The organism is Psychromonas sp. 14N.309.X.WAT.B.A12, from assembly GCF_030397575.1.
Classification (GTDB): Bacteria; Pseudomonadota; Gammaproteobacteria; order Enterobacterales; family Psychromonadaceae; genus Psychromonas.
In genome coordinates this window covers 41,233-64,232 of sequence record NZ_JAPNXS010000002.1, presented here as the reverse complement: position 1 = coordinate 64,232, position 23,000 = coordinate 41,233, and the positions used below count along the sequence as shown (strand labels likewise).

Here is a 23,000-nt window from a genome sequence, read left to right as displayed (position 1 = left end):
TTACTCTGGAGAATTGTTTTCAATACTTAACATAGTAGAGATGATGTGGTCAGCTGCAACTACACGTAACTCTTCTATTAATTGTTCTTCTTCACGAGATTTTGCTAGTGCTTGTGTTGAGTCGTATAAAAAGTCACGGTATAAATTTACGCTGTAATTTTTTGGCGTGTAATTTGGCATTTTAATAGAATACTTCATGATGTAACCAATCTCTTTTTCAGCATTTTGTGCCGTCGCATACAGAGAAATAGTACGTTTACTTTGTTTTTCTGATATTAATCTTAAGATGGCAGTATCTTCATTCGGTGCTGCTAATACTTTAATATTTGCACCTACTAGGCGGAGTTTAACCAGACGTGCTAACTCACCTTTAGGGTTACTGGTTTGCACATATATTTCTGGAAACTTTTCTACTAAACCATCACTGTGTTTCAAGTGAAATCCACAACCAGAGAGCATTACAGTCATTGCCAAAGTCGCAAATAACATAAAGCGGCGATAAAAAGCTTGAGGGCGAAGTGAATACATAAAAAAGCCTTTTGTAGTGTCTATGACAATCAATAATATAAACGGGTTGATGTGTTTTTTAATAAAATTAAACGCTCATCAACCGCTCATAAATAAGCGGTTGATGACGTGATTTGCTAGTGCTATTAATCGTTTAATCAATAGCGTAACAAACTAGTTAGCTACAATATTCAGTAGCTTACCTGGTACATAAATCACTTTACGTACTGTTTTACCTTCAGTAAATTTATTTACATTTTCTTCAGCGTTTGCTTGTGCTTCAACTTGTTCCTGTGAAGCGTCAGCTGGCACTGTTAATTTTGCACGTAATTTACCATTTACTTGTACCACAATCAGTTTTGAATCTTCAACTAAAGCTGATTCATCCACTGTCGGCCAAGGTGCAGATAGAATATCACCTTCAGAGCCTAATAACGTGTGCAACTCTGCACAAATATGTGGTGTGATTGGTGATAGTAGTTTAGTGATGGCTACTAGTGCTTCTTGTAAAATAGCTCGATCTTGTACGTCCGCAGTCGGTGCTTTCGTTAGTTTGTTCATCAGTTCCATCACCGCAGCAATTGCAGTATTGAAAGTTTGACGACGACCAACATCATCACTTACTTTAGCAATTGTTTTATGTACTTCTCTGCGTAATGTTTTTTGGTTGTCATTAAATACTTTCACATCTAATTCAGCAACATCACCAGCTTGAACATGATCAAATGCTAATTTCCATAAACGTTTAAGGAAACGTAAAGAGCCTTCTAATGCAGAATCAGACCATTCAAGAGTTTGGTCAGAAGGTGCCGCAAACATCATGAATAAACGAACGCTGTCCGCGCCGTATTTATCAATCATTAACTGTGGGTCAATGCCGTTATTTTTTGATTTAGACATTTTGCTCATGCCGTCATAAACCAATTCTTGACCGTCAGCTGTTTTCGCTGAAATTACTTTACCTTTAGCATCTGTTTCTGTGATTGCATCTGTTGGTGCAACCCACACTTTACCGCCTTTCTCATCTTCATAGTAATAAGCGTCTGCTAATACCATACCTTGCGTTAATAGCTTTTTGTATGGCTCATCGCTGTTTACTAATCCAAAATCACGTAATAACTTATGGAAGAAACGCGAGTATAGAAGGTGTAAAATAGCATGCTCAATACCACCAATGTATTGATCTACTGGTAACCAGTAGTTTGCTTTTTCTGGGTCAAGCATCTGGTCATCACTTTGCGGTGAACAGTAACGTGCGTAGTACCAGCTTGATTCCATAAAGGTATCAAAAGTATCTGTTTCGTGTGTAGCAGGTTGACCTTGGTAAGTTGTTTTTGCCCACTCTAAATCCGCTTTGATTGGCGACGTGATGCCATTCATTTTTACATCTTCAGGTAACACAACCGGCAGTTGGTCTTCAGGTACGGGTACCACGGTACCATCTTCCAATGTTAATGTTGGAATCGGAGCACCCCAGTAACGTTGGCGAGAAACACCCCAGTCACGTAAACGGAAGTTAACTTGGCGCTTACCTTTATTCTCACTTACTAACTTAGCTTCAACGGCATCAAATGCTGCTTCAAAAGTGAGGCCTTCTAATTCAGCGAAATCACCAGAGTTAAAACAAACGCCTTTTTCTGTGTATGCTTCAGCGCTAACATCAACTTCTGCATCGGCAGGTTTGATTACAGCTTTAATATCTAAACCGTATTGCTTAGCAAACTCAAAGTCACGTTGGTCATGTGCAGGAACCGACATTACCGCACCAGAACCGTAACCCATTAATACGAAGTTAGCTGTCCAAATTGGCACTTCTTTACCGGTAATAGGGTGGATAGCTTTTAGACCTGTATCCACACCTTCTTTGGGCATAGTGGCTAAATCAGCTTCTGCTAATTTTACATTTTTACAGCTTTCACAGAATGCTGCTAATGCTGGGTTTGATTTTGCCGCTTCAAGTGCTAAAGGATGTTGTGCAGCAACTGCCACATAAGTGACACCCATCACTGTATCAGGACGAGTTGTGTAAACAGAGAAAGTTTCATCACTGTTTGCCACTTTAAAGTCCATTTCGATGCCTTCAGAACGACCAATCCAGTTTTTCTGCATGGTACGAACTTGCTCAGGCCATTCTTCTAACTGGTCTAAATCATCTAATAATTCTTGTGCGTAAGCTGAGATTTTAATAAACCACTGTGGGATCTCTTTTTGCTCAACAACGGCACCTGAACGCCATCCGCGACCATCAATTACTTGCTCGTTAGCTAATACAGTTTGATCTACCGGATCCCAGTTAACTGTTGCCATTTTCTTATATACTAAATCTTTTTCTAATAATTTAGTGAAGAACCATTGTTCCCAGCGGTAATATTCTGGCTGGCAAGTTGCTAGTTCACGACTCCAGTCATAACCAAAACCTAGCTGTTTAAGCTGTGTTTTCATGTACGCAATATTTTCGTAAGTCCAACCTGCTGGTGCAGTATTGTTTTTAATCGCTGCATTTTCTGCAGGTAAACCAAATGCATCCCAACCCATAGGTTGCATTACATTTTTGCCTTGCATGCGTTGGAAACGAGAAACAACATCACCAATGGTGTAGTTACGCACGTGGCCCATGTGTAACTTCCCACTCGGGTAAGGGAACATAGAGAGGCAGTAGTATTTCTCTTTTGTTGGATCTTCTGTCGCTTTAAATGATTGATTGTCATCCCAATATTTTTGGAATTTAGCTTCAATCTCTTTAGGGTTGTATAACTCTTGCATATTCAGTCTGCCTGCAATGAAAAATGAAATAATAAGGGCTGTAGGATACAGTAGCAGTTGCTTTGCAACAATATTTATGAAGAATCAGAGGCTATTTTTTAAGAAATATGAATTATTGAGATAAAGAACCACATAAAAAGTGAATTTTTTGGACATAAAAAGCAAAAACTGCAGTAAAGTATTACTATATATAATTATAAGTGACAAAAGGCGAAGAGCAGATGGCTAAATTACATGAAGAATTATTAATCAACGATCAGGAATTAGATCTGCTGTCTGAAATGCTAGCAGAAACTGAAAAAGCAGAAAATAAAGAACTGGTTTATGATATTTCAGGAAAATCTGGCCAAGAATCATTGTTGTTTCAACTTGGTTTAGCAGATGATTTACAATTAGTTGCTAATTATGGCAATCATCATTTAGTGTTTCCTGTACAGATGCAAATGGGCGATTTTAGTAACTTTAGCATGAGCCTTAAGTCTCCTAAGATTTTTGAAACCGGTGACCAACTTCGCTCATGGCGTTTATCTAACAACACGGCCATGAGCATTGTGAACGAAAAAGGTGAAGTTTTACCATACCGAGTTAAGGATTTATCTGCTTCTGGTATCTCTTTGCTGATCGATGACCCTGAAAGCGAGACATTACCTAAAGAACTCAGTAACATTTATCTACAGTTGCCAGACCAGGAACGCTTAGCTATTTCAGGGTCTCAAATTAGACGTATCGATCAACATACAGTTGCTTATTCTCTAGGTAAAGAGGGTGATGATAATATGCTGTCTTCATTAACAGAATATTTGTTTAAATGTCATGCGGAACAACATCCTGAAGCGCATATTAATAGATTCAAATAAATATTAGCTTGTCGTTAAGGATATTTCTTTAATAGCACTGGTATAAGAATTGATCAGAATGTTTTTTATTTAAACTGTTTGTTGGATTATTCGACAAACAGTTTTTTTTTGTAAAAAGTTCCTTTACAAACAAGGCTTAAACTCTGTATTATTCGTCTCGTTCTGCGGAGGGGTGGCAGAGCGGCTGAATGCACTGGTCTTGAAAACCAGCGAGGGTTAATAGCTCTCCGAGAGTTCAAATCTCTCCTCCTCCGCCACATTAAGAAAAAAGGCTTCTCATTTGAGAAGCCTTTTTTCGTTTCAGTCAGTTTACTTTTATCCTACCTTCTATATCTTGTTAATTGATACAGTCTACTTCACCAACTTAATCTATTTTTTAATTAGCCATTAAAAGACTTAACTTCTATGTTTAAAAATACTGTGACTTTGTCAGTATTGCTATATTCCTAGCCATAACCAGACAGAGCACTACTAAGCTTTAGTTTAAAAAGAAAAGGTGAGCAGCTATGCTCTGCTTAATGGTTCATGTTTTTTATTTTCTCATTTCTCTCAGTAATTCTCTGAGCTAATGCTGTGCATGCAAAATTGCTTTTCACCATTTAAGTGCGAATAAGCGCTTATGGAATTGAATTTTCTTAGTCAATAATATTGTCTGCAGCACAGCTTTAAAATTACCCAGCTCAGTCATTATCATACTTATACCCCGTCAGACATTGCATTCCATCACTTATTTCAGCACTCATCCCAAGCTGGCATAAATTGTGCTGTTATTTATTTGTCCGATCGGATTATTTTCTTTGTGCTTCATAAGACTTGATTTGATTAAAGAGGATAAATAATGAAATTAAACATTGGAAAATTAATTTGAAAATAATAAGGGAAATGAATATGCGGCATTTGAGAGTAATAAAAACGTTGTTAGTGGCAGGCGTGGCGTTATTTGCAGGGTTAGTCTCTTATAATAACATTGTTGATTATGGCTCTAATTATGCCTTTGTAGAACATGTACTTACTATGGATACAACCTTTGAAGGTAATCAGTTGAAATCCAGGGCGATCGAGTCAACATTTTTACATAATCTGTTTTACTGGTTGATTATTGCTAGCGAAGGGCTAGTGAGCTTGTTATGTCTTTTAGGTGCAATCAATATGCTTAAAGCATTAACCCAAGATAAGACTCAATTTAACCAAGCTAAAAAGTTAGCGAGTATAGGGTTATTTGTAGGAATTATTTTATGGTTTACTGGTTTTATGACGATTGGTGCGGAATGGTTCTTAATGTGGCAGTCACCTATTTGGAATGGCCAAGAGGGGGCATTTCGATTTATTGTTATCTTGTTCCTGACCCTAGGCTTTATTAATCAATATGAAGATGCTTCAAATTAAGTGAAAGAGCCGTAGAAATATTGTGTAGAAAAAGCATCACCTTTACTAGATTTCGCAGCTAGTAAAGGTGATGTACGTCTCGCATTTTCAAAGCCTAAAAAGGCGCGTAATTATCTGTAAGGCTTTGTGTTTTTGTCCAACGCTCAGTTGCAGCTATTATTGGTCTTGTTGTATTGGGTAACGGAGTTTGGCCTCTATTACCGAATAACCACATTACAAAATTAGTACGCTCACCACTTCTGATTGGCTGTGCTGTGTGCACAACAGAGCCTCGGTGTAACATTGCACTACCAGGTGTGAATGTTAGTGGGATCATTTTTCCACTGCTTTGGTCAAAAAAGTCCACGCTTGAACCAGTAAACTCCTCTCCTGGTATATTCAAATTTACGTTTAATGTGACTGCTGATGCGTCCGAATGTGGGCGAAGTGAGTTATCAGTCGTTGGTTTATAGTTAATAGAAAAACCAAATGTTTGCGTATCAAACCCGATTATCTCAGGGAATAATAGTCGCGAAATTGGTCGCATATAAATATCTAATACCTCTTGATAAAAAGCTTGGAAGCTAGGTGCTGCAAAGTAACCTTCAGAGCGTTTGTCCAACATTGCTCCACCACGGTTTAAAGCGATACCGTAGGGTGGGCGTAATGGGATTTGTGCATTCCATGCGTTTTTTAAATACGCTCTTAACGCCGCTAATTTTGCTGGATCAAACAATTGCAATTGATACACATCCGATGCTACTTCTGTTAATAGATCTTTAACTGCGAACTCTTTACTAGGATCTTGCCAAGCTTGAGTGATGGCTTCACGTAACGCTTTATCAAAGAGACTACCGTTTAATAGGAATGAATTTTCTTGTGTTTTTTCCCACTCAGCCCATGCATCTATTAAGGTTGATTTGTTAGTATCCCAGAAATGTTGTACTGAAGACTCTCTGTATAACATTGCTGTTTGAGAAGGTAATCTCAGTTCTTGTGCTCTTTGTAATTGAATTGCTGACATAATGTTTACTCCAATATTAGGGTCGCCTGTGTTGGCGTTGAAGTTAATTTATTACAATTGGTTTTGTTGATAAACAGGGCTTGTTATGAAACAGATTCAAGGTTTTGTATATAATAGTTAACACCGAACTGGGTTCTGTTTTATGTCTACGATAGAGCGTTATATTTAAACCATTAATTTATAACTATATTCTGTATTATGAACAACATAGTCATATCAATATCAAAGGGTAAACATGATTCAATTATTTATAGGTGGTGTGCGCAGTGGTAAAAGCGATGCTGCGGAAGATCTGTTATTGGAACTGACCAACAATAACGCAATGAAGCCAGCCTATGTTGCCACTAGTGTTGCCTTTGGTGAAGAAACGGTTGAGCGTATCAAACTACATCAAAAAAATCGTGAGTTACGTTTTGGACAACCGATCACAACCTATGAACTGAATTATCAAACATTAGATTTGTTATCTGTTTTAAAATCTCTCGATAAACCTGACAATATCGTTTTAATTGAATGTTTATCCACTTGGGTTGGTTGGTATTTATCATTGGATAATACGCTTCAAAAGAATCTAGACATAATGGCAGAGCAGCAAGCTGCCTTATTGGCATTTTTAAGAGATGCAACATGTCATGTGATCATCGTGACCGGGGAAGTCGGTTGCGGTTTGATTGGAGAAACACCATTACAAAGGCGATATACGGATCAATTAGGTAAATTAAATCAGGAGGTCGCTGCACTATCTGAACAGGTTTATCTGTTAACCGCCGGGTTAAAACAGCAATTAAAATAAAGAGTTTAGATAGATTATCTTTGTTTTATAAGGGATTTTTTAATTTATTTAAATAAAATGTAATTTTTTATGGTTTTTCCCTTTAAATCTTATTTTTGTTCCCCATATAATTAATAACATCGATGGGGAAACCCAAAAATTCAATTATATAAGAGAATAATTATGTCTGAATATACTACTCAAGAGCAACAAGCAAGTTACGGTATCGGTTTACAAATGGGTGAGCAACTTGCTTCTAATCCTTTTGAGGGTTTAGATATCTCTGCTGTTTCTGCTGGTATTGCTGATTCTTTCGCTGGCGCTGAAAGCAAAGTTTCACAACAAGACCTTCAAGCTGCTTTCCAAGTAATCTCTGAGCGTATGCAAGCTGCTGCTGCTGAGCAAGCGAAAGTATTAGGTGCAGCTGGTGAAGCATTCCTAGCTGAAAACGCTAAAAAAGATGGCGTTACAGTCACTGAATCTGGTCTTCAATACGAAGTTATTACTGAAGGTGAAGGCGAAAAACCAACTGCTGAATCTACAGTAAGTGTTCATTACCACGGTTCTTTAATCGACGGTACTGTATTTGATAGCTCTGTTGAACGTGGTCAACCAGCTGAATTCCCAGTTGGCGGCGTTATCGCTGGTTGGACTGAAGCACTACAATTAATGTCTCCAGGTGCTAAATACAAACTAGCTATTCCAGCTGGTCTTGCATACGGCGAACGTGGCGCAGGTGCTGCAATCGGTCCACACGCTACATTAGTATTTGAAGTTGAACTACTAGCAATTAAATAATTTTATTTAATTGGTTTTAGCTTAAAAACCTTCTCTGGTAACAGGGAAGGTTTTTTTATGCTTGGTGATTTATTTTAGCCTACGTGTTTGATTATGTGATTATAAACTAACAAAACATCATTAAAGGGGTGCTTGCTTTGACTTTATGTTTTTCAGGGGGATAGTAGCTTCGCTTTGGCATTCTTTTATCGATGAAAAAGATGAAATAGGTTTTAGAGGCGTGCTGCTTTAACCTTTAACCTTCCACCTTACCCACTACTGACTAAAATGCTCTAATATCAAAGGAAGGAATTCATATCCGCTAATACACACCAACCAAAACCAGGCGCTTAAGCTAATACGTTGAATGGCTAGGCTCACTTTTTGTGCGCTTGGCTGTTGGTCAAAACCGATATTGGCGTAGGTGATCTTCTGTTCTTCGTATAAACGTACTCCACCTAATTGTGTTTCCGTGCTTAAACCAAAGCTACTTAATAACAAACCAGATGAAAAGTGATGCCAATCAGCACCCTGTTTGAACTTTTTAAATAAGTTTTTTATTGGTTTATCGTATAAAGCAAAAGTGAAACTAACAATAATATGTACAGGAATTTGTAATAAGCTTGTAATTAAAGAGGGGAGTTTTCCCAATGCGCTATATTGCGGTAACTTGCAATTCCATTGTTGCCCGCAAATATGCATTAGTTGATAAAATAGAGCGCCGTATATGCCTGTCGCTAAATACCAAAATATTACTGCAAACCAACCGTTGGTTAACTGTAACACTAAAGACTCAATGGTTGCTTTATGTGTGCCTAATTGGGATAAAGGTTTTGTTTCTCTAAGGGTAAGCTTATCTAATAACAACTTAGCCGTGGCTAGGCTTTCATATTGCAAGTCGTTGTCTATCTGTTTATATACGTGCATTTTATCGTGCCAAGATAACAGTAAATAAATTGCGACTAAATCAATGATAAAAGGCTTGAAAGCAACAACGTAAAGTTGGCTAATAATTAATACAATGGGAAAGAAAATTAGCGAAAACGCCAACATGCTTGCTAGTCGTTTATAGCCATCATTGCGATCAGGTCGATTTACTTTGAGCGCGATACGTTGAAAAATAAGTGCAAAAGCAGAAAGAGGATTTAGATCTCTAGGTAATGAAAAACAGAACGAGCACAAGGCCGCAGTTAAAAAACTGAAAAAGGCTGCGTGCTGTTCTATTAACATTAAAAGGGATTGCATTAATTCAATCTATCTACAATGGCTTCTACTAATATAGAAGCGTTTTTTGCTGCAACAGGTAAAAACTCATCAAAAGAGAGTTCAGATTTTTTACCTGCAATATCAGATAGAGATCGAATAATGACAAATGGTACTGAGAATTGGAAACAAACCTGAGCAATCGCTGCAGCTTCCATTTCACATGCAGCCATAGTAGGGAAGTTGTTACGCGCTACTTCTGCTTTTACTGGGTCAGCCATAAAGATGTCACCAGTACAGATTAATCCTTTGATGATGTTTAAACCTGGTAATGTTTTTGCTGCATCTTCAGCAATATCAACTAAAGAAGACGTTGCTTCAAAAGCAGCTGGCAATTGTGCCATTTGTCCAATTTCATAACCAAAAGCAGTCAGGTCAACATCGTGGAACCTTACTTCCGTAGAAATAACAATATCACCTACATTTAATGCCGTGTCGTATCCGCCAGCTGAACCTGTGTTAATGACGACATCAGGAGAGAACTGATCCAGTAATAATGTCGTTGCAACAGCTGCAGCGACTTTACCTATACCTGATTTAGTTAAAATCACTTGTTTGCCGTTAAGGTCACCTTGGTAAAATTCGCAACCTGCGACTTTGCTTGTAGTAACGTTATTCATCGCTGATTTTAAGATGCTAACTTCTTCATCCATTGCACCAATAATGCCTATTTTCATCTGTTTTTCTCTTTGTTATACCTATAAAAGTGTAATGCTATCATATTGTTGACGATATCTTCACTCTAAGGTTTTTTTGTGGTGAGTAACTGTGTAAAATCCTAGCCAATTATTGCTAGTAAACCAGGAAAAGTAAATGAATGCCTTAATAGAAGATCTAAAAGCCCGTGGCTTAATCGCTCAAACAACCGCTGATGAAGAGTTACATGAACATTTATCAAGTGGAAGTCGTACATTATATTGTGGCTTTGATCCGACAGCTGATAGTTTACATATTGGTAGCCTAGTACCGTTATTAATTTTAAAACGTTTCCAAGAAGCTGGTCACAAGCCATTGGCATTAGTGGGTGGAGCAACAGGGTTAATTGGTGACCCAAGCTTTAAAGCCGCTGAACGTAAATTAAACAGTGATGATATTGTTGCAAACTGGGTTGATTCAATTAAAAAGCAAGTAAGTGCTTTTATTGAATTTGGCGAACAAGATAACGCAGCTGAAGTGGTAAATAATTTAGATTGGATCAGTAAAATGGACAGCATCTCTTTTTTACGTGATGTTGGTAAGCACTTCAGTGTTAACGCTATGATTCAAAAAGAGTCTGTTAAACAACGTATTGATCGTGAAGGTGCAGGTATCTCATTTACTGAGTTTAGCTACATGTTGCTTCAATCTTATGATTTCGCGGCATTAAATAAAGAGAAAAACTGTACGTTACAAATTGGTGGATCTGATCAATGGGGTAATATTACTGGTGGTATCGATCTAACTCGTCGTATGAACCAAGAGAAAGTATTTGGTCTAACTATGCCGCTAGTAACTAAAGCAGATGGTACTAAGTTTGGTAAAACTGAATCAGGTACCATTTGGTTAGATCCTGCAAAAACATCACCTTATGCTTTCTTCCAATTCTGGATCACTACGCTAGATGCTGATGTTTACAAGTTCCTACGTTACTTTACTTTCTTAACCGTCGAACAGATTGCGGAAATTGAAGAAACAGATAAAAACATTAAAGGACGCCCACAAGGTCAAGGCATCTTAGCACGTGAAGTAACCCGTTTAGTGCATGGTGAAGAAGGTTTAGCATCGGCAGAGCGTATTACAGAAGCGTTATTTTCAGGGAACTTAAGCAACCTAAGTGAGTCTGACCTTGCGCAATTAGCACAAGATGGTTTACCAGCGACGGATGTGAATAATGATAGTGCTTCAATTGTTGAACTATTAACAAGTTGTGAGTTAGCGGCTTCAAACAAGATGGCTCGTGAATTTGTCAATAATGGCGCGGTGATGGTAAATGGTGAGAAAATAACCGATACTGAAGCGACTATTACAAAAGCTGATGCATTATTCTCACGCTACACGTTAATTAAACGCGGCAAACGTTTATTTAATCTATTTATTTGGAAATAAAAGAGAATCATATGATTTTAAAAAAATGTGTTTTAACCGCTTCGGTTGGTTCATTGTTAAGTCTTTCTTCTTTATCGTTATTCGCAGCAGATGAAGATGTTACTTTCTCTGATGATACTCCTGCAGTAACAGAGTCTGTGCCACTTACTGAAACAGAAAGTGATCCTAGTACTTGGGTTGATATGAGTGATCCAACGGCTATCTACTCTCACGCAAGTATTGGTGGTGGTAATCAAGGTGTTGATTTATCGGCTACTTATGGTGGCTACTTAAGCGGTGTTTATAAGCATAGCTTTACACTTGCAGCACGTGAAGATTTAGAGCATTACGAAACCAACTATTTTATCTTGAACTCTGCTTCTAATTCAGGTGTTGCATTTGATAATAGTTGGAGTGAAGACATGCGTATTGATCACACTGATTATGATGACCTGAATGACAACTCAATCGGTTTTTTCGCTAAACTGCCATTCATGGAAGATAAAGTAAGATTCCACCCTAAAGTAAGCGTTGGTTTTATTTGGGGCGATCATTTCAGTGATACAACTTACGTTAAATTCGATGCAACGACTCGTTACCGATTTGACCACATGTACTGGGTCGGTGTAACACCAACTTATGCATATGGCTTTAAAGGCGAAGACTTAAATGAATGGACAGCGACATTAGATGCTGGTGTTCAAATTTCTGATGTTTTTGGTATCAGTGCAAGTGTTAATGATGATAAAGATTTCCTTGCGAATGTAACCTTCGCTTTTTAATCTTTGCTGATTCATCAAATAACCTTATCCTTTAAACAGATAACGATTATTAATAGTAGGCCAGACGCATTATGCTTCTGGCCTTTTTTGTAATTAAAGGAGGGGATTATATTGAAATAAAAGTACTTTTTAGCATAGTGTAAATATTATCACTGGTTTAATTATGAGCACATTGGCAACAAATTAGTCCTTTCATTCACTCTCTACGTTTAGTAAAACCCCGTCATTGAAACTTTATTGGTAGGTGCCGCGAAGCGCACTTATTTTAAAAAAAAGAATAAATAATAAGTCTTTCAAACATATTAAATAAGTCGCTTTGTACTATTTACTTGACATCGTTCGGTTAAATAAATCACAATACGAATCTAAATAATTATCATTTGATATGTTATTTCTTGTTTATTGTATTTATATCAATCAATTTTAACTTAATACTTTTTGGAACATTATTAATGAAGTTCACCCGTATTTTTTTCCTTTCCTCATTTATTGCTCTCATGACAATCAACTCATCAGCCTTTGCTAGCGAAGCAGCCAAAACAGCACAACTAGATGCTGATGGTTTTAGTGTAGAAATGAATGATCCACGTTATAAAAAATTAAAAACCTATCTTGTTGAGATGAAAGATGGTGTGTTAACGCCAGCTGAATTAGTCGTACCTGAAAAAACTAAATTTCGTCTGGTAGTACGTAATCTTGGTAATAAACCTGCTGAGTTTGAAAGTAACCAGTTACGCCAAGAAAAGGTTCTCTTTATGGGCGCTGAAACGACATTAGTGATTATTCCTCTCGATGTGGGTAGTTATGATTACTTTGATGACTTCGCACCAACAACACACGGTAAAATAGTAGTTAAAGCTAAGGATTAAAAGATGGGACAAACAATTTTTGTCGTCTGTAGAGAGAGCATTGAAGCACTCTTAGTGATCGGAATTCTTTATGCTTGGATGGATGGAAGAGCGGATGCAGCAACAGGTAAAAAATGGTTGCTTGCAGGGGTAGTAGGTGGCTTTGGTTTAGCCGCGTTATTAACGTTAACGTTAATTGGTGTATCAGATTTATTAGGTGGCGAAAGCCGCGCTTGGTTTGAAGTCGGCATGTTAACGTTTGCCAGTGCATTGATTGTCCAAATGGTGCTGTGGATGCGAGTTCATGGACGTACATTAAAGAAAGAGCTAGAAGCTGGATTAGAGAAAAGCTTACAAGGCAAAAAAAGCTGGTGGGGTGTTTTCTTCCTCGCGATGATTGCCGTTGGTCGTGAAGGTTCTGAAACGGTGATGTTCCTATATGGTTCGCTTTTACAATTGGGTACTTTAGCTTCTTATGTGAGCTTTTTTAGTGCTGTCGCTATTGGTTTAGCCTTAGCCATGGTGCTGTTTTATGCATTGCAATTAGGTGGCAAGTTCATTTCGTGGAAATGGTTTTTCAAGGTCACTGAAATCATGTTGTTATTTCTTGGATCTGCCCTGTTCTTGGCTGCTTCGGAAAAACTATTAGGTGGGCCGCTTGCTGCAACTGATTTACCGGGCTGGTTATACAGCAATATCTGGGATATGAGCAGTGTATTGAGCGATAGCTCAGTATTTGGCAACTTATTAGCCTCATTATTTGCCTATCGTTCACAGCCGATAGGTTGGGACTTAGCTGTATTAGGTGCTTATTGGGTTGCTGTGATCGTTATTCTTAAATGGCAAACAAAAGCTAAATTAGAGCCTGTTGCATATGTGACGGCTGAGCATGCTTAACCAGTAACAAATATTAGTAGTAAATTTTTATAAACAAATTGCAGAACACAATTTACATAGTTGCAGGAAGCAATTAATAACTTGAGCTTTATTGATAGTAATAAAGCTCCTAACGTTTAAACGTAAAACCAGGAGTAATAAAAGTGAAAAAGACAATGTTAAGCACTGTGATTGCAGGAGCTCTATTAGTTTCTGCTTGTAACTCAGAAGCTGAAAAACCAGCTGCAGCACAAACTGAAGCACCTGCAGCAGTAGAAGCAGCTGCTCCGAGTGAAGCAGCGACAACAGGTTTATCTAAGAGCGATAAACTAGCAACATTATCAACTTATGCAAGTATTGCTTCTGCTAACTACTCTGATGCAGTAAAAGATGCAAAAGCACTACAAACAGCGATTAGCGAGTTTGTTGCTGAGCCAACAGAGGCAACATTACAAGCAGCAAAAGACGCATGGTTAGTTTCTCGTGAAAGTTACGGTACCACTGAGATTTTCCGTCTTTCTAACGGTCCAATTGATGCTGAAGATGGTTGGGTAGCTGAGACTTACGGTGGTGTTGAAGGTGAACTTAACTCTTGGCCACTAGATGAAAACATGATTGATTACACTGTGAATGCAAATAACGAGCGTACTAGTGGTAATATTATCGATACGCAAGGTATGTTTACACCAGGTGGTGAAGACGTAACAGCGGTTGATGTAACAACACTAACACCAGAAGTTTTAGGTGAGTTAAACACTAACGGTGGTGATGCAAACGTAGCAGCTGGTTACCATGCAATTGAATTCATGCTTTGGGGTCAAGATCAAGACTACAACAACATGATTGAAGACACTATCAGCAATGGCGCAATGACAGCAGGTCAACGCCCACTAACTGATTTCACAACAGACAAATTAGCAGAGCGTCGTCTTGCTTACCTTGGTGCTGTTGCTGAAAAAATGGTTGATGATCTATCTGTAGTGGCAAGTGCTTGGGAAGATAAAGTAAGTGGTGATAACGGTCTTTACCGCGCTGCTTTACTAGAGCAACTAACGGGTGACCAAGCGTCTAAAAATATCGAGCTAGCAACTGCACTTAAGCAAATCTTTGCTGGTGTTGGCGTGTTCTCTAAATCAGAACTAGCAAACGAACGTATTGCTGTTGCTGTATTAACACCAAGTGAAGAAGATGAGCATTCATGTTTCTCTGATAACACGCACCGTGATATTGCATTGAACTATCAAGGCATTAAAAACGTATTACTAGGTGAATACAAAGGTAAAAAAGTTGGCCCTGGATTTATTGATAACGTATCAACTGAAGAGCAAGCTGCTATTACTGAGTTAATGACAGACATTGAAGCACGTATTGCTACTATCAATACATTAGCAACAACGACAATGCACTTTGATTACCAAATTCGTCCAGAAAACGAAGAAAGTGTTCAAAACATTGTAACGCTTAAAAACCAATTACGTCGTTTAGGCGACCAAATGGTTGTTGTGTCTAAAGCTTACGGTATTTCACTGACTACAAATGATGTAACGGATGCTGAAGAAACTCAGCTATAAGACCTTATATCGCTGTAATACAGCGATGTAGTCCAGCATGAAATAACAAACGCCACTTACCGTATTCGGTCGGTGGCGTTTTGCGTTATCTGTTCACCTTAAGGTATACCATTCATTTTGAAAGTGATCTATGAAAAGTAATTATTCCAAGGTCTCGAAGCATATTCTTCGCGGCGCTTTTTTGTTTTTTAGCCTTAATAATATGGCGCAGGCTGACAGCACTAAGTTTAATACCGATGAGTTTAGCGATGCCAGTGGCAGCAAGCCTTTTTCACATCCAATAAAAATGAATGATAAAGAGTTTGACCAATATATTCTTGGCCGCTCATTTTTTACTATCCCCTGGGTAGAAGCACCTAGTGCAACGACTGCTCGTGATGGTTTAGGTCCACACTTTAGTGCCAATACCTGTGTCAGTTGTCATGAAAATAACGGCAGTGCACCTACTCTGAGTAGTAAAAACCAACCTCTAAGAGCATTAGTTTTTAAATTAACTCAACCTAGCAAACATGCTTCACGTTGGTTAATTAATAATATCGATACACCTGCCCACGATAATGTACCTGACCCAGTTTATGGATCACAGGTGTCGATTAGAGGCAATGGCAAAGTAATGCCTGAAGCACAAACCAGGTTAAAAGTGGAGTCTGTTCCATTTACTTACCCGGATGGTCAGACATTGACCTTAACCAAATTTAAACCTTATTTAGATAAATTAGCTTATGGTCCGTTAGCAGAAGAGACAACCATCTCTTTACGACAGCCGCCAACATTAGCTGGTTTAAGATTAATTGAACAAGTCCCAGTTGCAGATATTCTGGCTTGGGAAGACCCAACAGATGAAAATGAAGATGGTATTAGTGGTCGTGCAAACTGGTTAAATGCACCAAATCAAGATGAAAAAATATTAGGTCGCCTTAATTGGAAAAGTAGTGCCGTTGGCATAGTTAATCAAACGGCTAATGCAGCCGCTCATGATTTAGGCTTAACAAATCCCTTTTTCACCGAAGAACGTTGTCAACCTGCACAAAAAGATTGTTTAGCTGCGCCTAAAGGGGATAATACGCCGCTTGGTAGTTTAGATTTACCTATGTTGCGTTTACAGGCGATTAGCGCGTTTATCCGTGACCATAAAGCACCACAAACGGTGCGCTTGGATGAACAAGGACGCCAAGGTAAAAAACTATTTGTAGAAACAGGCTGTGCCGCTTGCCATCGGGCCACAATGACAACTAGCGAAGGCGTTGAATTTCATCCATACAGTGACTTGTTATTACATGATATGGGTGAACAATTACAAGACGGTCGCCCGGAATTTTTAGCCACAGAAAGAGAGTATCGTACCGCACCTTTATGGGGTGTTGGGGCTAGATTAAGAGCGAAACATCGTTTTTTACATGATGCACGAGCAAAAACACCGGAAGAAGCGATTCTTTGGCACGGTGGAGAAGCAGAAACTGCGAAATTAACATTTATTAAATTAGACCAAGAGCAACGCTTGGCCTTGCTACACTTTTTGGAGCAATTATGAAAACTTTTACACATCTGTCATGCATTTGTTTACTTAGCGTACCAATGTTAAGTTATGCCGTGCAAAAAGACCCTTATGCCTCTATTTATGACAATGTGCTTCAGCAAAATGCTGATAACGCAGTGCAATACTGTGCTGATTTACAAGGTGCATTAGACAGTGACTCAGGTGAAGTACGTCATCAAGCATTCGAACAATTGGCAAAAGGCTGGGGGCAAGTGCAAGCTAGTTACATTCTTGGCGGTTACGACATGAATGCCATGGATTACCCATTGATGGTGGATTTTTTCCACAGTGGAAATGAAGATATTCATGCCAGTATCGAACGTTTAATTGGCCGTGATTCAAAACCACAGACTGCATTATACAAAAACTCTTACAAAACCATGACCGCTATTGATTCAGTAATGTTCAGCGGTGAGTGGTCTGAGCGCAGAAAAGAGTTTGCAGAGGTAATGGTTGCTAATGTATGTAAGCGCTTTACGCAAATTAGCGACGGTTACAAAGCAAACCGTGATGCGTTCCTGTTTGACGTTGATAAAGGTTTATCGTTAGTGGTTAATGCGCAAATTGAGCATATTTACAAAACTCGTGATTGGCGTATTGCTCAAGTGAGTGGGTTAACTAAGGCAAACTTAGGTGAAACTAAACCTGAACACCAACAGTTCCCATACAGTGAAGCATCTTGGGCATTCATTGGTGGAGTATTGGAAACCAATCAACAACTACTAGCGGAAGATAAGCAACCTAACGTAGCGACTATTGCTTACGAAAAACACGGTAGTGAAGGTATTAAAGCGGTACAAAATGCACTGACTGCATCAGTAGAAGCGTATAACAATACACCGGCAGACCATAACTTTAACCTGAATGACATGATCCCAATCTTCCAAGGTCTATTGGATGTACAAAAAGCCTTTTACAGAGAGTTAGTGAGCCGTATTGGTGTATCAGCTAACTTAATCGATGCCGATGGCGATTGATTCTCCATTAGCGCTGTTCTTAAACGGTAGCCAACGTATATTTTGGGGCTACCTAATTGCTAGCGCGCTGATAGCAACAGTTTGGTATGTGTGGCAAGGGCATAAGCTTTCTATTACTAACATGAAAGCCTATTGGTTGAATGCTGATGCCAAACTTGATTATCGCTATTTTTTGGTTAATTGGCTGTTAAAAAAACTGCTAATTATTCCATTATTATTATCAGGTCAAACGGTCGCATTGTGGGTTTTAAATTATTTAAACTCAAATTATGAACCGCTGTTTCTATCTTGGTATTATCGCGATATCGTCTTGTCTTATACCTTGTGCTTATTTGTATTAGGGGATTTGAGTCGTTATTGGTTACATCGCTTGATGCATACAAATCGTTGGTTGTGGAAGTTTCATGAGGTACATCATAGTGCCGAGTCATTAAACCCGTTAACCTTCTACCGTTTGCATCCGGTAGAAATATTATTATTTGCGCTGCGCAACGCGATTGTTGCAGGTGTGGTGACAGGTATTTTCATCTTTTGTTTTGGTGCGCGTGTTGATTTATATACTGTATTAGGTGGTAACCTGTTTATAGTTGCCTTATTTTCTTTTACTGGAAACCTAAGACATAGCCATATTCGTTTAACTTATGGGCGTTGGATGGAACGATTATTGATTTCTCCAGCGCAACATCAAGTACATCATCAACAAGAGAGTATGCGAAAAAATTACGGTAGCGTATTAGCCTTATGGGATTGGTTGTTTGGTTCATTGAGACTAACCAAGGATGCCGCTACGGTGCAAAAATTTGGTTTAGGGGAAGGTAAAAGACAAGACTTTGATAGTGTTAGCAAAATTATGGTTCGCCCCTTTTTTAATATAATGACAAGTATAAAACGGACACTTAAGTGAAAAAATTTCTTTATTTATTCTTCATTGGTATGAGCTTTTCTCAAGCGAATGCTGCTCAACTAACAGAGGCACAGTTAGGGCAGATCTTGTTTCTCGACCCGAGCTTTTCTGTGAACAGAACTATGTCTTGCGCAACTTGCCATGAGCCTTCAACAAGCTTTAGTGATCACCGTGACAATATTGGACTGACTATGGTTTCACTGGGTGACGATAGTAAATCTCTTGGCACGCGTAATACGCCAATGGCCGCTTATGCCAATACATCGCCTTCATTTCATTTTAATCAAGAGCTCAATGAATATGTTGGTGGGCAATTCTGGGATGGTCGTGCGAATACCTTAGCTGATCAAGCAATGGGGCCGCCATTAAACCCTGTTGAAATGGGTTTTCCTGATGCTGAAACGGTAGTACAGCGTATTCAAGAAAATCCATTTTACATTGATAACTTTAAACGTATTTATGGTGAAACAGTCTTTGAGCAGCAAGCTAAAGAAGATGGTGTTTTACCTGCTTTTAATGGTTTTGCCCGTGCTATTCAAGCATTTGAACAAACTGATGAGTTTGCAACTTATGATAGTAAGTATGATCGATTCTTAAAAGGCGAGTACGAGCTAACAGTGTTAGAAGATTTAGGGCGTACTTTATTCTTCTCTAATAACAATGTGAGCTGCAATAGTTGTCATATGTTGAAAACAGAAGATAGTAAAAAAGAGCCTTTCACTAACCATCAATATCGTAATATTGGTGTTCCTTCTAATGCTCAGTTGATTGCATTGGGCCACGTAAAAGATGACTTTATTGACCATGGTTTACTAGAAAATCCAGCGGTTGACGATCCTAAATACGATGGTAAATTTAAAAATCCATCATTACGTAATGTCGCCGTAACAGCACCTTATATGCATAATGGTGTATTTAAAGATTTACGTACCGTGATGGAGTTTTATGATCACTTTAATAATCCTAAGCGCACTATTAATCCAGAAACTGGCAAACCTTGGCGCGCACCTGAAGTACCTGCAACGGTTGACTTAGAGGATCTTAAAGCTCAAGTATTAACAGACCGTAAGATTGATGCATTGATTGCTTTTATGAAAATATTAACGGATAAACGATTTGAGCCGTTATTAGAAAAGCAAGAAAAGCGTGAGGAAGCGAAGCAAGCGGCTCACTAGTTATCATTATTATCTGCCAGTCGATACTGGCAGATAATAACCTCAGAATAACGACTATAAATTATTAAGTTTATAGTCATTATTTCCCTCTGTTGTGTCGAATTACTTAACACTTTATTTCATTTATTTTTTTGTTTACAACTAATCTATTTAAATTCAGTGCTTTACATTTTTGGCTTGCTTATTGCTTGATCGCTCTTTGTGGGTAGATTTTACCTAGTTAATTATAAAGGAAAGGTTGATGAGAAAAATCATCTCAATATTAGTACCATTGTTATTTTCAGTGGCAGCACAAGCAACAGTCATGAGTCATAAAACAAGTGGCAAACATACCTCTGGCAATACCATTGGATCTAATACCATTGGAGCAGTAAAAACATATCAAGATAGTTTATATATATATTCAATTGATGGTGAGAGTGATAGTAAAGTCAGTACTTTTGCAGGTGTTGAACAAGGTACTTTCGACAGCATTTCAACAGGAAACGCAGTATCGGGCTCCGCATATCAAAATAGTGTCACAGTCGATACCGGCTCAGTCTTTTCATTTGATTGGTTGTGGTACAGCGCTGAAAATTCAAATTCATATTATAATGATTTTGCCTTTGTTAACTTAAGCTTAGGTGACCTAAATTGGCTTGCTGATACAGCAACACCAGATTGGACAACGGGGTCTTTTGAATGGACTGCTACTGAGTCTGGTTTATTAACCTACACAGTAGGTGTGTTGAATGTGAATGATAATGCTTTTAAATCAAAATTAATCGTTAATAATTTTTTAGTGTCAGCTCCTGTTGCAGTGCCTGCACCTGCTATGTTGGGACTTTTTGCTTTAGCGGTACTAGGTTTTTCTATTAGCCGCCGTAAAAAGGTTAGCTAACCTCTACATAGACAAAGCTTCGCACATAAAAAAACCATTCAACTTGAATGGTTTTTTTGTTTTATGCTTATTATTTTTAACTTAACTAACCTCAGTTCTGGTTAATGGAAGCGAAACATCATATAAAATCAGATAGTTAAATCATGTAATAGACAATACTGCTAGTTGTGCGTAGTTCAAGGCAAATTATTGAAGCAATAACGGGTTATTGAGCAATAATTTAACGCAGAAATCCGTATCAATAGCGGTGTCGATTCGCTTTTCTTATCCAGTATTGATTGAGGTTAATTAATACGCTTGTACTTCACACGTGTTGGTTCTACTGCTGCAGCACCCAAGGTTTTCTTCAACCATGCTTCGTAATCTGTGTAGTTACCTTCGTAGAAGTTAACTTGACCTTCATCGCGGTAATCGATGATATGCGTAGCAATACGGTCTAAGAACCAACGGTCATGGGAAATAACCATAGCACAACCCGCAAAGCCTAGTAGCGCATCTTCAAGCGCACGTAAGGTTTCAATATCTAAATCATTGGTTGGCTCATCCAGTAGTAGTAAGTTACCGCCAGATTTAAGCAGTTTAGCCAAGTGTAAACGACCACGCTCACCACCTGATAAATCACCGACAATCTTAGATTGATCAGAACCTTTAAAGTTGAAACGGCCTAAGTAGGCACGGCTTGGGATTTCAATGTTACCCACTTGGATAATATCACTGCCGCCAGACACTTCTTCAAATACCGTTAATTTGTCATCCATGTGATCACGGAACTGATCAACACTGGCCATGTTAACTGTTTCACCAACAATTATTTCACCAGAGTCAGGTTGCTCAGTACCAGCTAACATTTTAAATAACGTTGATTTACCCGCGCCATTGGCACCGATAATACCTACGATTGCACCTTTAGGAATACTAAAGCTTAAATCATCAATTAACACTCGACCATCAAATGATTTAGTGAGGTTATTGACATCAATCACTTGGTCACCTAAACGCTGACCAGTAGGAATAAATAGCTCGTTAGTCTCATTACGTTTTTGGAAGTCTTGATTATTAAGCTCTTCAAAGCGGGATAAACGCGCTTTACTCTTAGATTGGCGACCTTTTGCATTTGAGCGAACCCATTCAAGCTCTTGCTCAATTTGACGTTGACGCGCTTTCTCTTGTGATGCTTCTTGTTTTAAACGCTCATCTTTTTGCTCTAACCAAGAAGAGTAGTTACCTTCCCATGGAATACCGTAACCACGGTCTAACTCTAAGATCCAACCCGCAACGTTATCTAAGAAATAACGGTCATGGGTAATAGCAACAACAGTACCTTCATAGTCATGTAAGAAGCGCTCTAACCAAGCAACCGATTCAGCATCCAAGTGGTTAGTTGGTTCATCGAGCAATAACATATCTGGTTTTTCAAGCAGTAGGCGACATAACGCAACACGACGACGTTCACCACCAGACAATACTTTCACTGGTTGATCCCAAGCAGGAAGGCGAAGTGCATCGGCAGCACGCTCTAGTTGGTTATCAAGGTTATGACCGTCATGGGCTTGGATAATATCTTCCAATTGACCTTGGCGTTTTGCTAATGCATCAAAGTCTGCATCTTCTTCAGCGTATGCTGCGTAAACTGCATCTAATTCAGTTAATGCTGACTTCACTTCAGACACTGCTTCTTCAACAACTTCACGCACATTCTTTTCTAGATCTAATATAGGCTCTTGCGGTAAGTAACCGATTTTAGTGCCAGTTAAAGCACGCGCTTCACCTTCAAACTCTTGATCGATACCCGCCATAATGCGTAATAAGGTAGATTTACCTGCACCATTTAGACCAAGCACACCAATCTTAGCGCCAGGGAAAAAGCTTAATGAAATATCTTTTAAAATCGTACGTTTAGGTGGAACCACCTTAGAAACGCGGGACATAGAATAAATGAACTTATCAGGCAATGCTTGAGCCATAGGGAATCCTTTATAATGAATAAAATAATTGCCAGCTATTGTAAGTATCTACCGAACAACAAGCAACAGAAGGGCGTGGCTTAGGTGAGCAAAA

General features: G+C 38.6%; 20 protein-coding genes and 1 tRNA gene. 15 read left to right on the top strand and 6 right to left on the bottom strand.

Annotation, left to right across the window (positions count from 1 at the left end):
* The gene (gene lptE / locus OW492_RS03270; protein ID WP_290038411.1) at nucleotides 1-528 is read right to left on the bottom strand and encodes an LPS assembly lipoprotein LptE; all 528 of its coding nucleotides are present in this window, start codon (nucleotides 526-528) and stop codon (nucleotides 1-3) included.
* Nucleotides 529-681: 153 nt separating this feature from the next.
* Complete coding sequence (leuS, locus tag OW492_RS03265; RefSeq protein ID WP_290038409.1) at nucleotides 682-3,270, bottom strand: leucine--tRNA ligase; 2,589 nt, start codon at nucleotides 3,268-3,270, stop codon at nucleotides 682-684.
* A 221-nt stretch (nucleotides 3,271-3,491) separates the two neighbouring features.
* Here leuS and OW492_RS03260 point away from each other — a divergent pair, with 221 nt between their 5' ends.
* The 3 genes from OW492_RS03260 (at nucleotide 3,492) to OW492_RS03250 (ending at nucleotide 5,513) form a co-directional block, all read left to right on the top strand.
* Entirely contained in the window at nucleotides 3,492-4,127 is a 636-nt protein-coding gene (locus tag OW492_RS03260) for a PilZ domain-containing protein (RefSeq protein ID WP_290038408.1), read from the top strand.
* Nucleotides 4,128-4,293: 166 nt separating this feature from the next.
* A tRNA-Ser gene (locus OW492_RS03255) sits at nucleotides 4,294-4,384 on the top strand.
* A 631-nt stretch (nucleotides 4,385-5,015) separates the two neighbouring features.
* Nucleotides 5,016-5,513, top strand: coding sequence for a DUF2165 domain-containing protein (locus tag OW492_RS03250; protein ID WP_290038407.1), 498 nt, complete (start codon nucleotides 5,016-5,018; stop codon nucleotides 5,511-5,513).
* A 94-nt stretch (nucleotides 5,514-5,607) separates the two neighbouring features.
* Here OW492_RS03250 and OW492_RS03245 read toward each other — a convergent pair whose 3' ends face one another.
* A complete protein-coding gene (locus tag OW492_RS03245; protein ID WP_290038406.1) occupies nucleotides 5,608-6,516 on the bottom strand; it encodes a 2OG-Fe(II) oxygenase family protein in 909 nt (302 codons plus the stop codon).
* Nucleotides 6,517-6,751: 235 nt separating this feature from the next.
* Here OW492_RS03245 and OW492_RS03240 point away from each other — a divergent pair, with 235 nt between their 5' ends.
* Both OW492_RS03240 and OW492_RS03235 read left to right on the top strand, forming a co-directional pair.
* Nucleotides 6,752-7,309 (top strand): bifunctional adenosylcobinamide kinase/adenosylcobinamide-phosphate guanylyltransferase, encoded by a 558-nt coding sequence (locus OW492_RS03240; protein WP_290038405.1) that lies wholly within the window; start codon nucleotides 6,752-6,754, stop codon nucleotides 7,307-7,309.
* A gap of 162 nt (nucleotides 7,310-7,471) precedes the next feature.
* The gene (locus OW492_RS03235) at nucleotides 7,472-8,086 is read left to right on the top strand and encodes an FKBP-type peptidyl-prolyl cis-trans isomerase (protein WP_290038404.1); all 615 of its coding nucleotides are present in this window, start codon (nucleotides 7,472-7,474) and stop codon (nucleotides 8,084-8,086) included.
* A 255-nt stretch (nucleotides 8,087-8,341) separates the two neighbouring features.
* Here the strand turns inward: OW492_RS03235 and OW492_RS03230 are convergent, their stop codons facing one another.
* Together OW492_RS03230 and mtnN are read right to left on the bottom strand one after the other, a co-directional pair.
* Entirely contained in the window at nucleotides 8,342-9,295 is a 954-nt protein-coding gene (locus tag OW492_RS03230; protein WP_290038403.1) for a cobalamin biosynthesis protein, read from the bottom strand.
* 14 nt (nucleotides 9,296-9,309) lie between these two features.
* Nucleotides 9,310-10,005 (bottom strand): 5'-methylthioadenosine/S-adenosylhomocysteine nucleosidase, encoded by a 696-nt coding sequence (gene mtnN, locus OW492_RS03225; RefSeq protein WP_290038401.1) that lies wholly within the window; start codon nucleotides 10,003-10,005, stop codon nucleotides 9,310-9,312.
* A gap of 136 nt (nucleotides 10,006-10,141) precedes the next feature.
* Between mtnN and tyrS the strand changes: the two genes are divergently transcribed.
* From tyrS to OW492_RS03175, 10 genes are all read left to right on the top strand, one after another.
* Nucleotides 10,142-11,413, top strand: a complete 1,272-nt coding sequence (gene tyrS / locus OW492_RS03220; RefSeq protein WP_290038400.1) for a tyrosine--tRNA ligase — start codon at nucleotides 10,142-10,144, stop codon at nucleotides 11,411-11,413.
* Nucleotides 11,414-11,424: 11 nt separating this feature from the next.
* Nucleotides 11,425-12,174, top strand: coding sequence for a hypothetical protein (locus OW492_RS03215; RefSeq protein WP_290038399.1), 750 nt, complete (start codon nucleotides 11,425-11,427; stop codon nucleotides 12,172-12,174).
* 452 nt (nucleotides 12,175-12,626) lie between these two features.
* Nucleotides 12,627-13,043: a cupredoxin domain-containing protein gene (locus OW492_RS03210; protein WP_290038397.1), complete on the top strand. Its 417-nt coding sequence runs from the start codon at nucleotides 12,627-12,629 to the stop codon at nucleotides 13,041-13,043.
* A 3-nt stretch (nucleotides 13,044-13,046) separates the two neighbouring features.
* On the top strand, nucleotides 13,047-13,919 hold the full coding sequence (locus OW492_RS03205) for an FTR1 family protein (protein ID WP_290038396.1): 873 nt from the start codon (nucleotides 13,047-13,049) through the stop codon (nucleotides 13,917-13,919).
* A 143-nt stretch (nucleotides 13,920-14,062) separates the two neighbouring features.
* Nucleotides 14,063-15,469 carry an imelysin family protein gene (locus tag OW492_RS03200; RefSeq protein WP_290038395.1) on the top strand — a complete coding sequence of 469 codons (1,407 nt, stop codon included), beginning with the start codon at nucleotides 14,063-14,065 and terminating at the stop codon, nucleotides 15,467-15,469.
* Nucleotides 15,470-15,599: 130 nt separating this feature from the next.
* Nucleotides 15,600-17,000: a di-heme oxidoredictase family protein gene (locus OW492_RS03195; protein WP_290038393.1), complete on the top strand. Its 1,401-nt coding sequence runs from the start codon at nucleotides 15,600-15,602 to the stop codon at nucleotides 16,998-17,000.
* Nucleotides 16,997-17,983: an imelysin family protein gene (locus OW492_RS03190; protein ID WP_290038391.1), complete on the top strand. Its 987-nt coding sequence runs from the start codon at nucleotides 16,997-16,999 to the stop codon at nucleotides 17,981-17,983. Before OW492_RS03195 ends, OW492_RS03190 begins: the two co-directional genes overlap by 4 nt.
* Entirely contained in the window at nucleotides 17,973-18,887 is a 915-nt protein-coding gene (locus OW492_RS03185) for a sterol desaturase family protein (RefSeq protein ID WP_290038390.1), read from the top strand. The genes OW492_RS03190 and OW492_RS03185 overlap by 11 nt, the downstream gene beginning before the upstream one ends.
* A complete protein-coding gene (locus tag OW492_RS03180; RefSeq protein WP_290038389.1) occupies nucleotides 18,884-20,062 on the top strand; it encodes a cytochrome c peroxidase in 1,179 nt (392 codons plus the stop codon). Before OW492_RS03185 ends, OW492_RS03180 begins: the two co-directional genes overlap by 4 nt.
* 241 nt (nucleotides 20,063-20,303) lie before the next feature.
* Complete coding sequence (locus OW492_RS03175; RefSeq protein ID WP_290038388.1) at nucleotides 20,304-20,942, top strand: PEP-CTERM sorting domain-containing protein; 639 nt, start codon at nucleotides 20,304-20,306, stop codon at nucleotides 20,940-20,942.
* A 284-nt stretch (nucleotides 20,943-21,226) separates the two neighbouring features.
* Here OW492_RS03175 and ettA read toward each other — a convergent pair whose 3' ends face one another.
* The gene (ettA, locus tag OW492_RS03170; RefSeq protein WP_290038387.1) at nucleotides 21,227-22,906 is read right to left on the bottom strand and encodes an energy-dependent translational throttle protein EttA; all 1,680 of its coding nucleotides are present in this window, start codon (nucleotides 22,904-22,906) and stop codon (nucleotides 21,227-21,229) included.
* Between the last annotated feature and the right edge of the window lie 94 nt (nucleotides 22,907-23,000).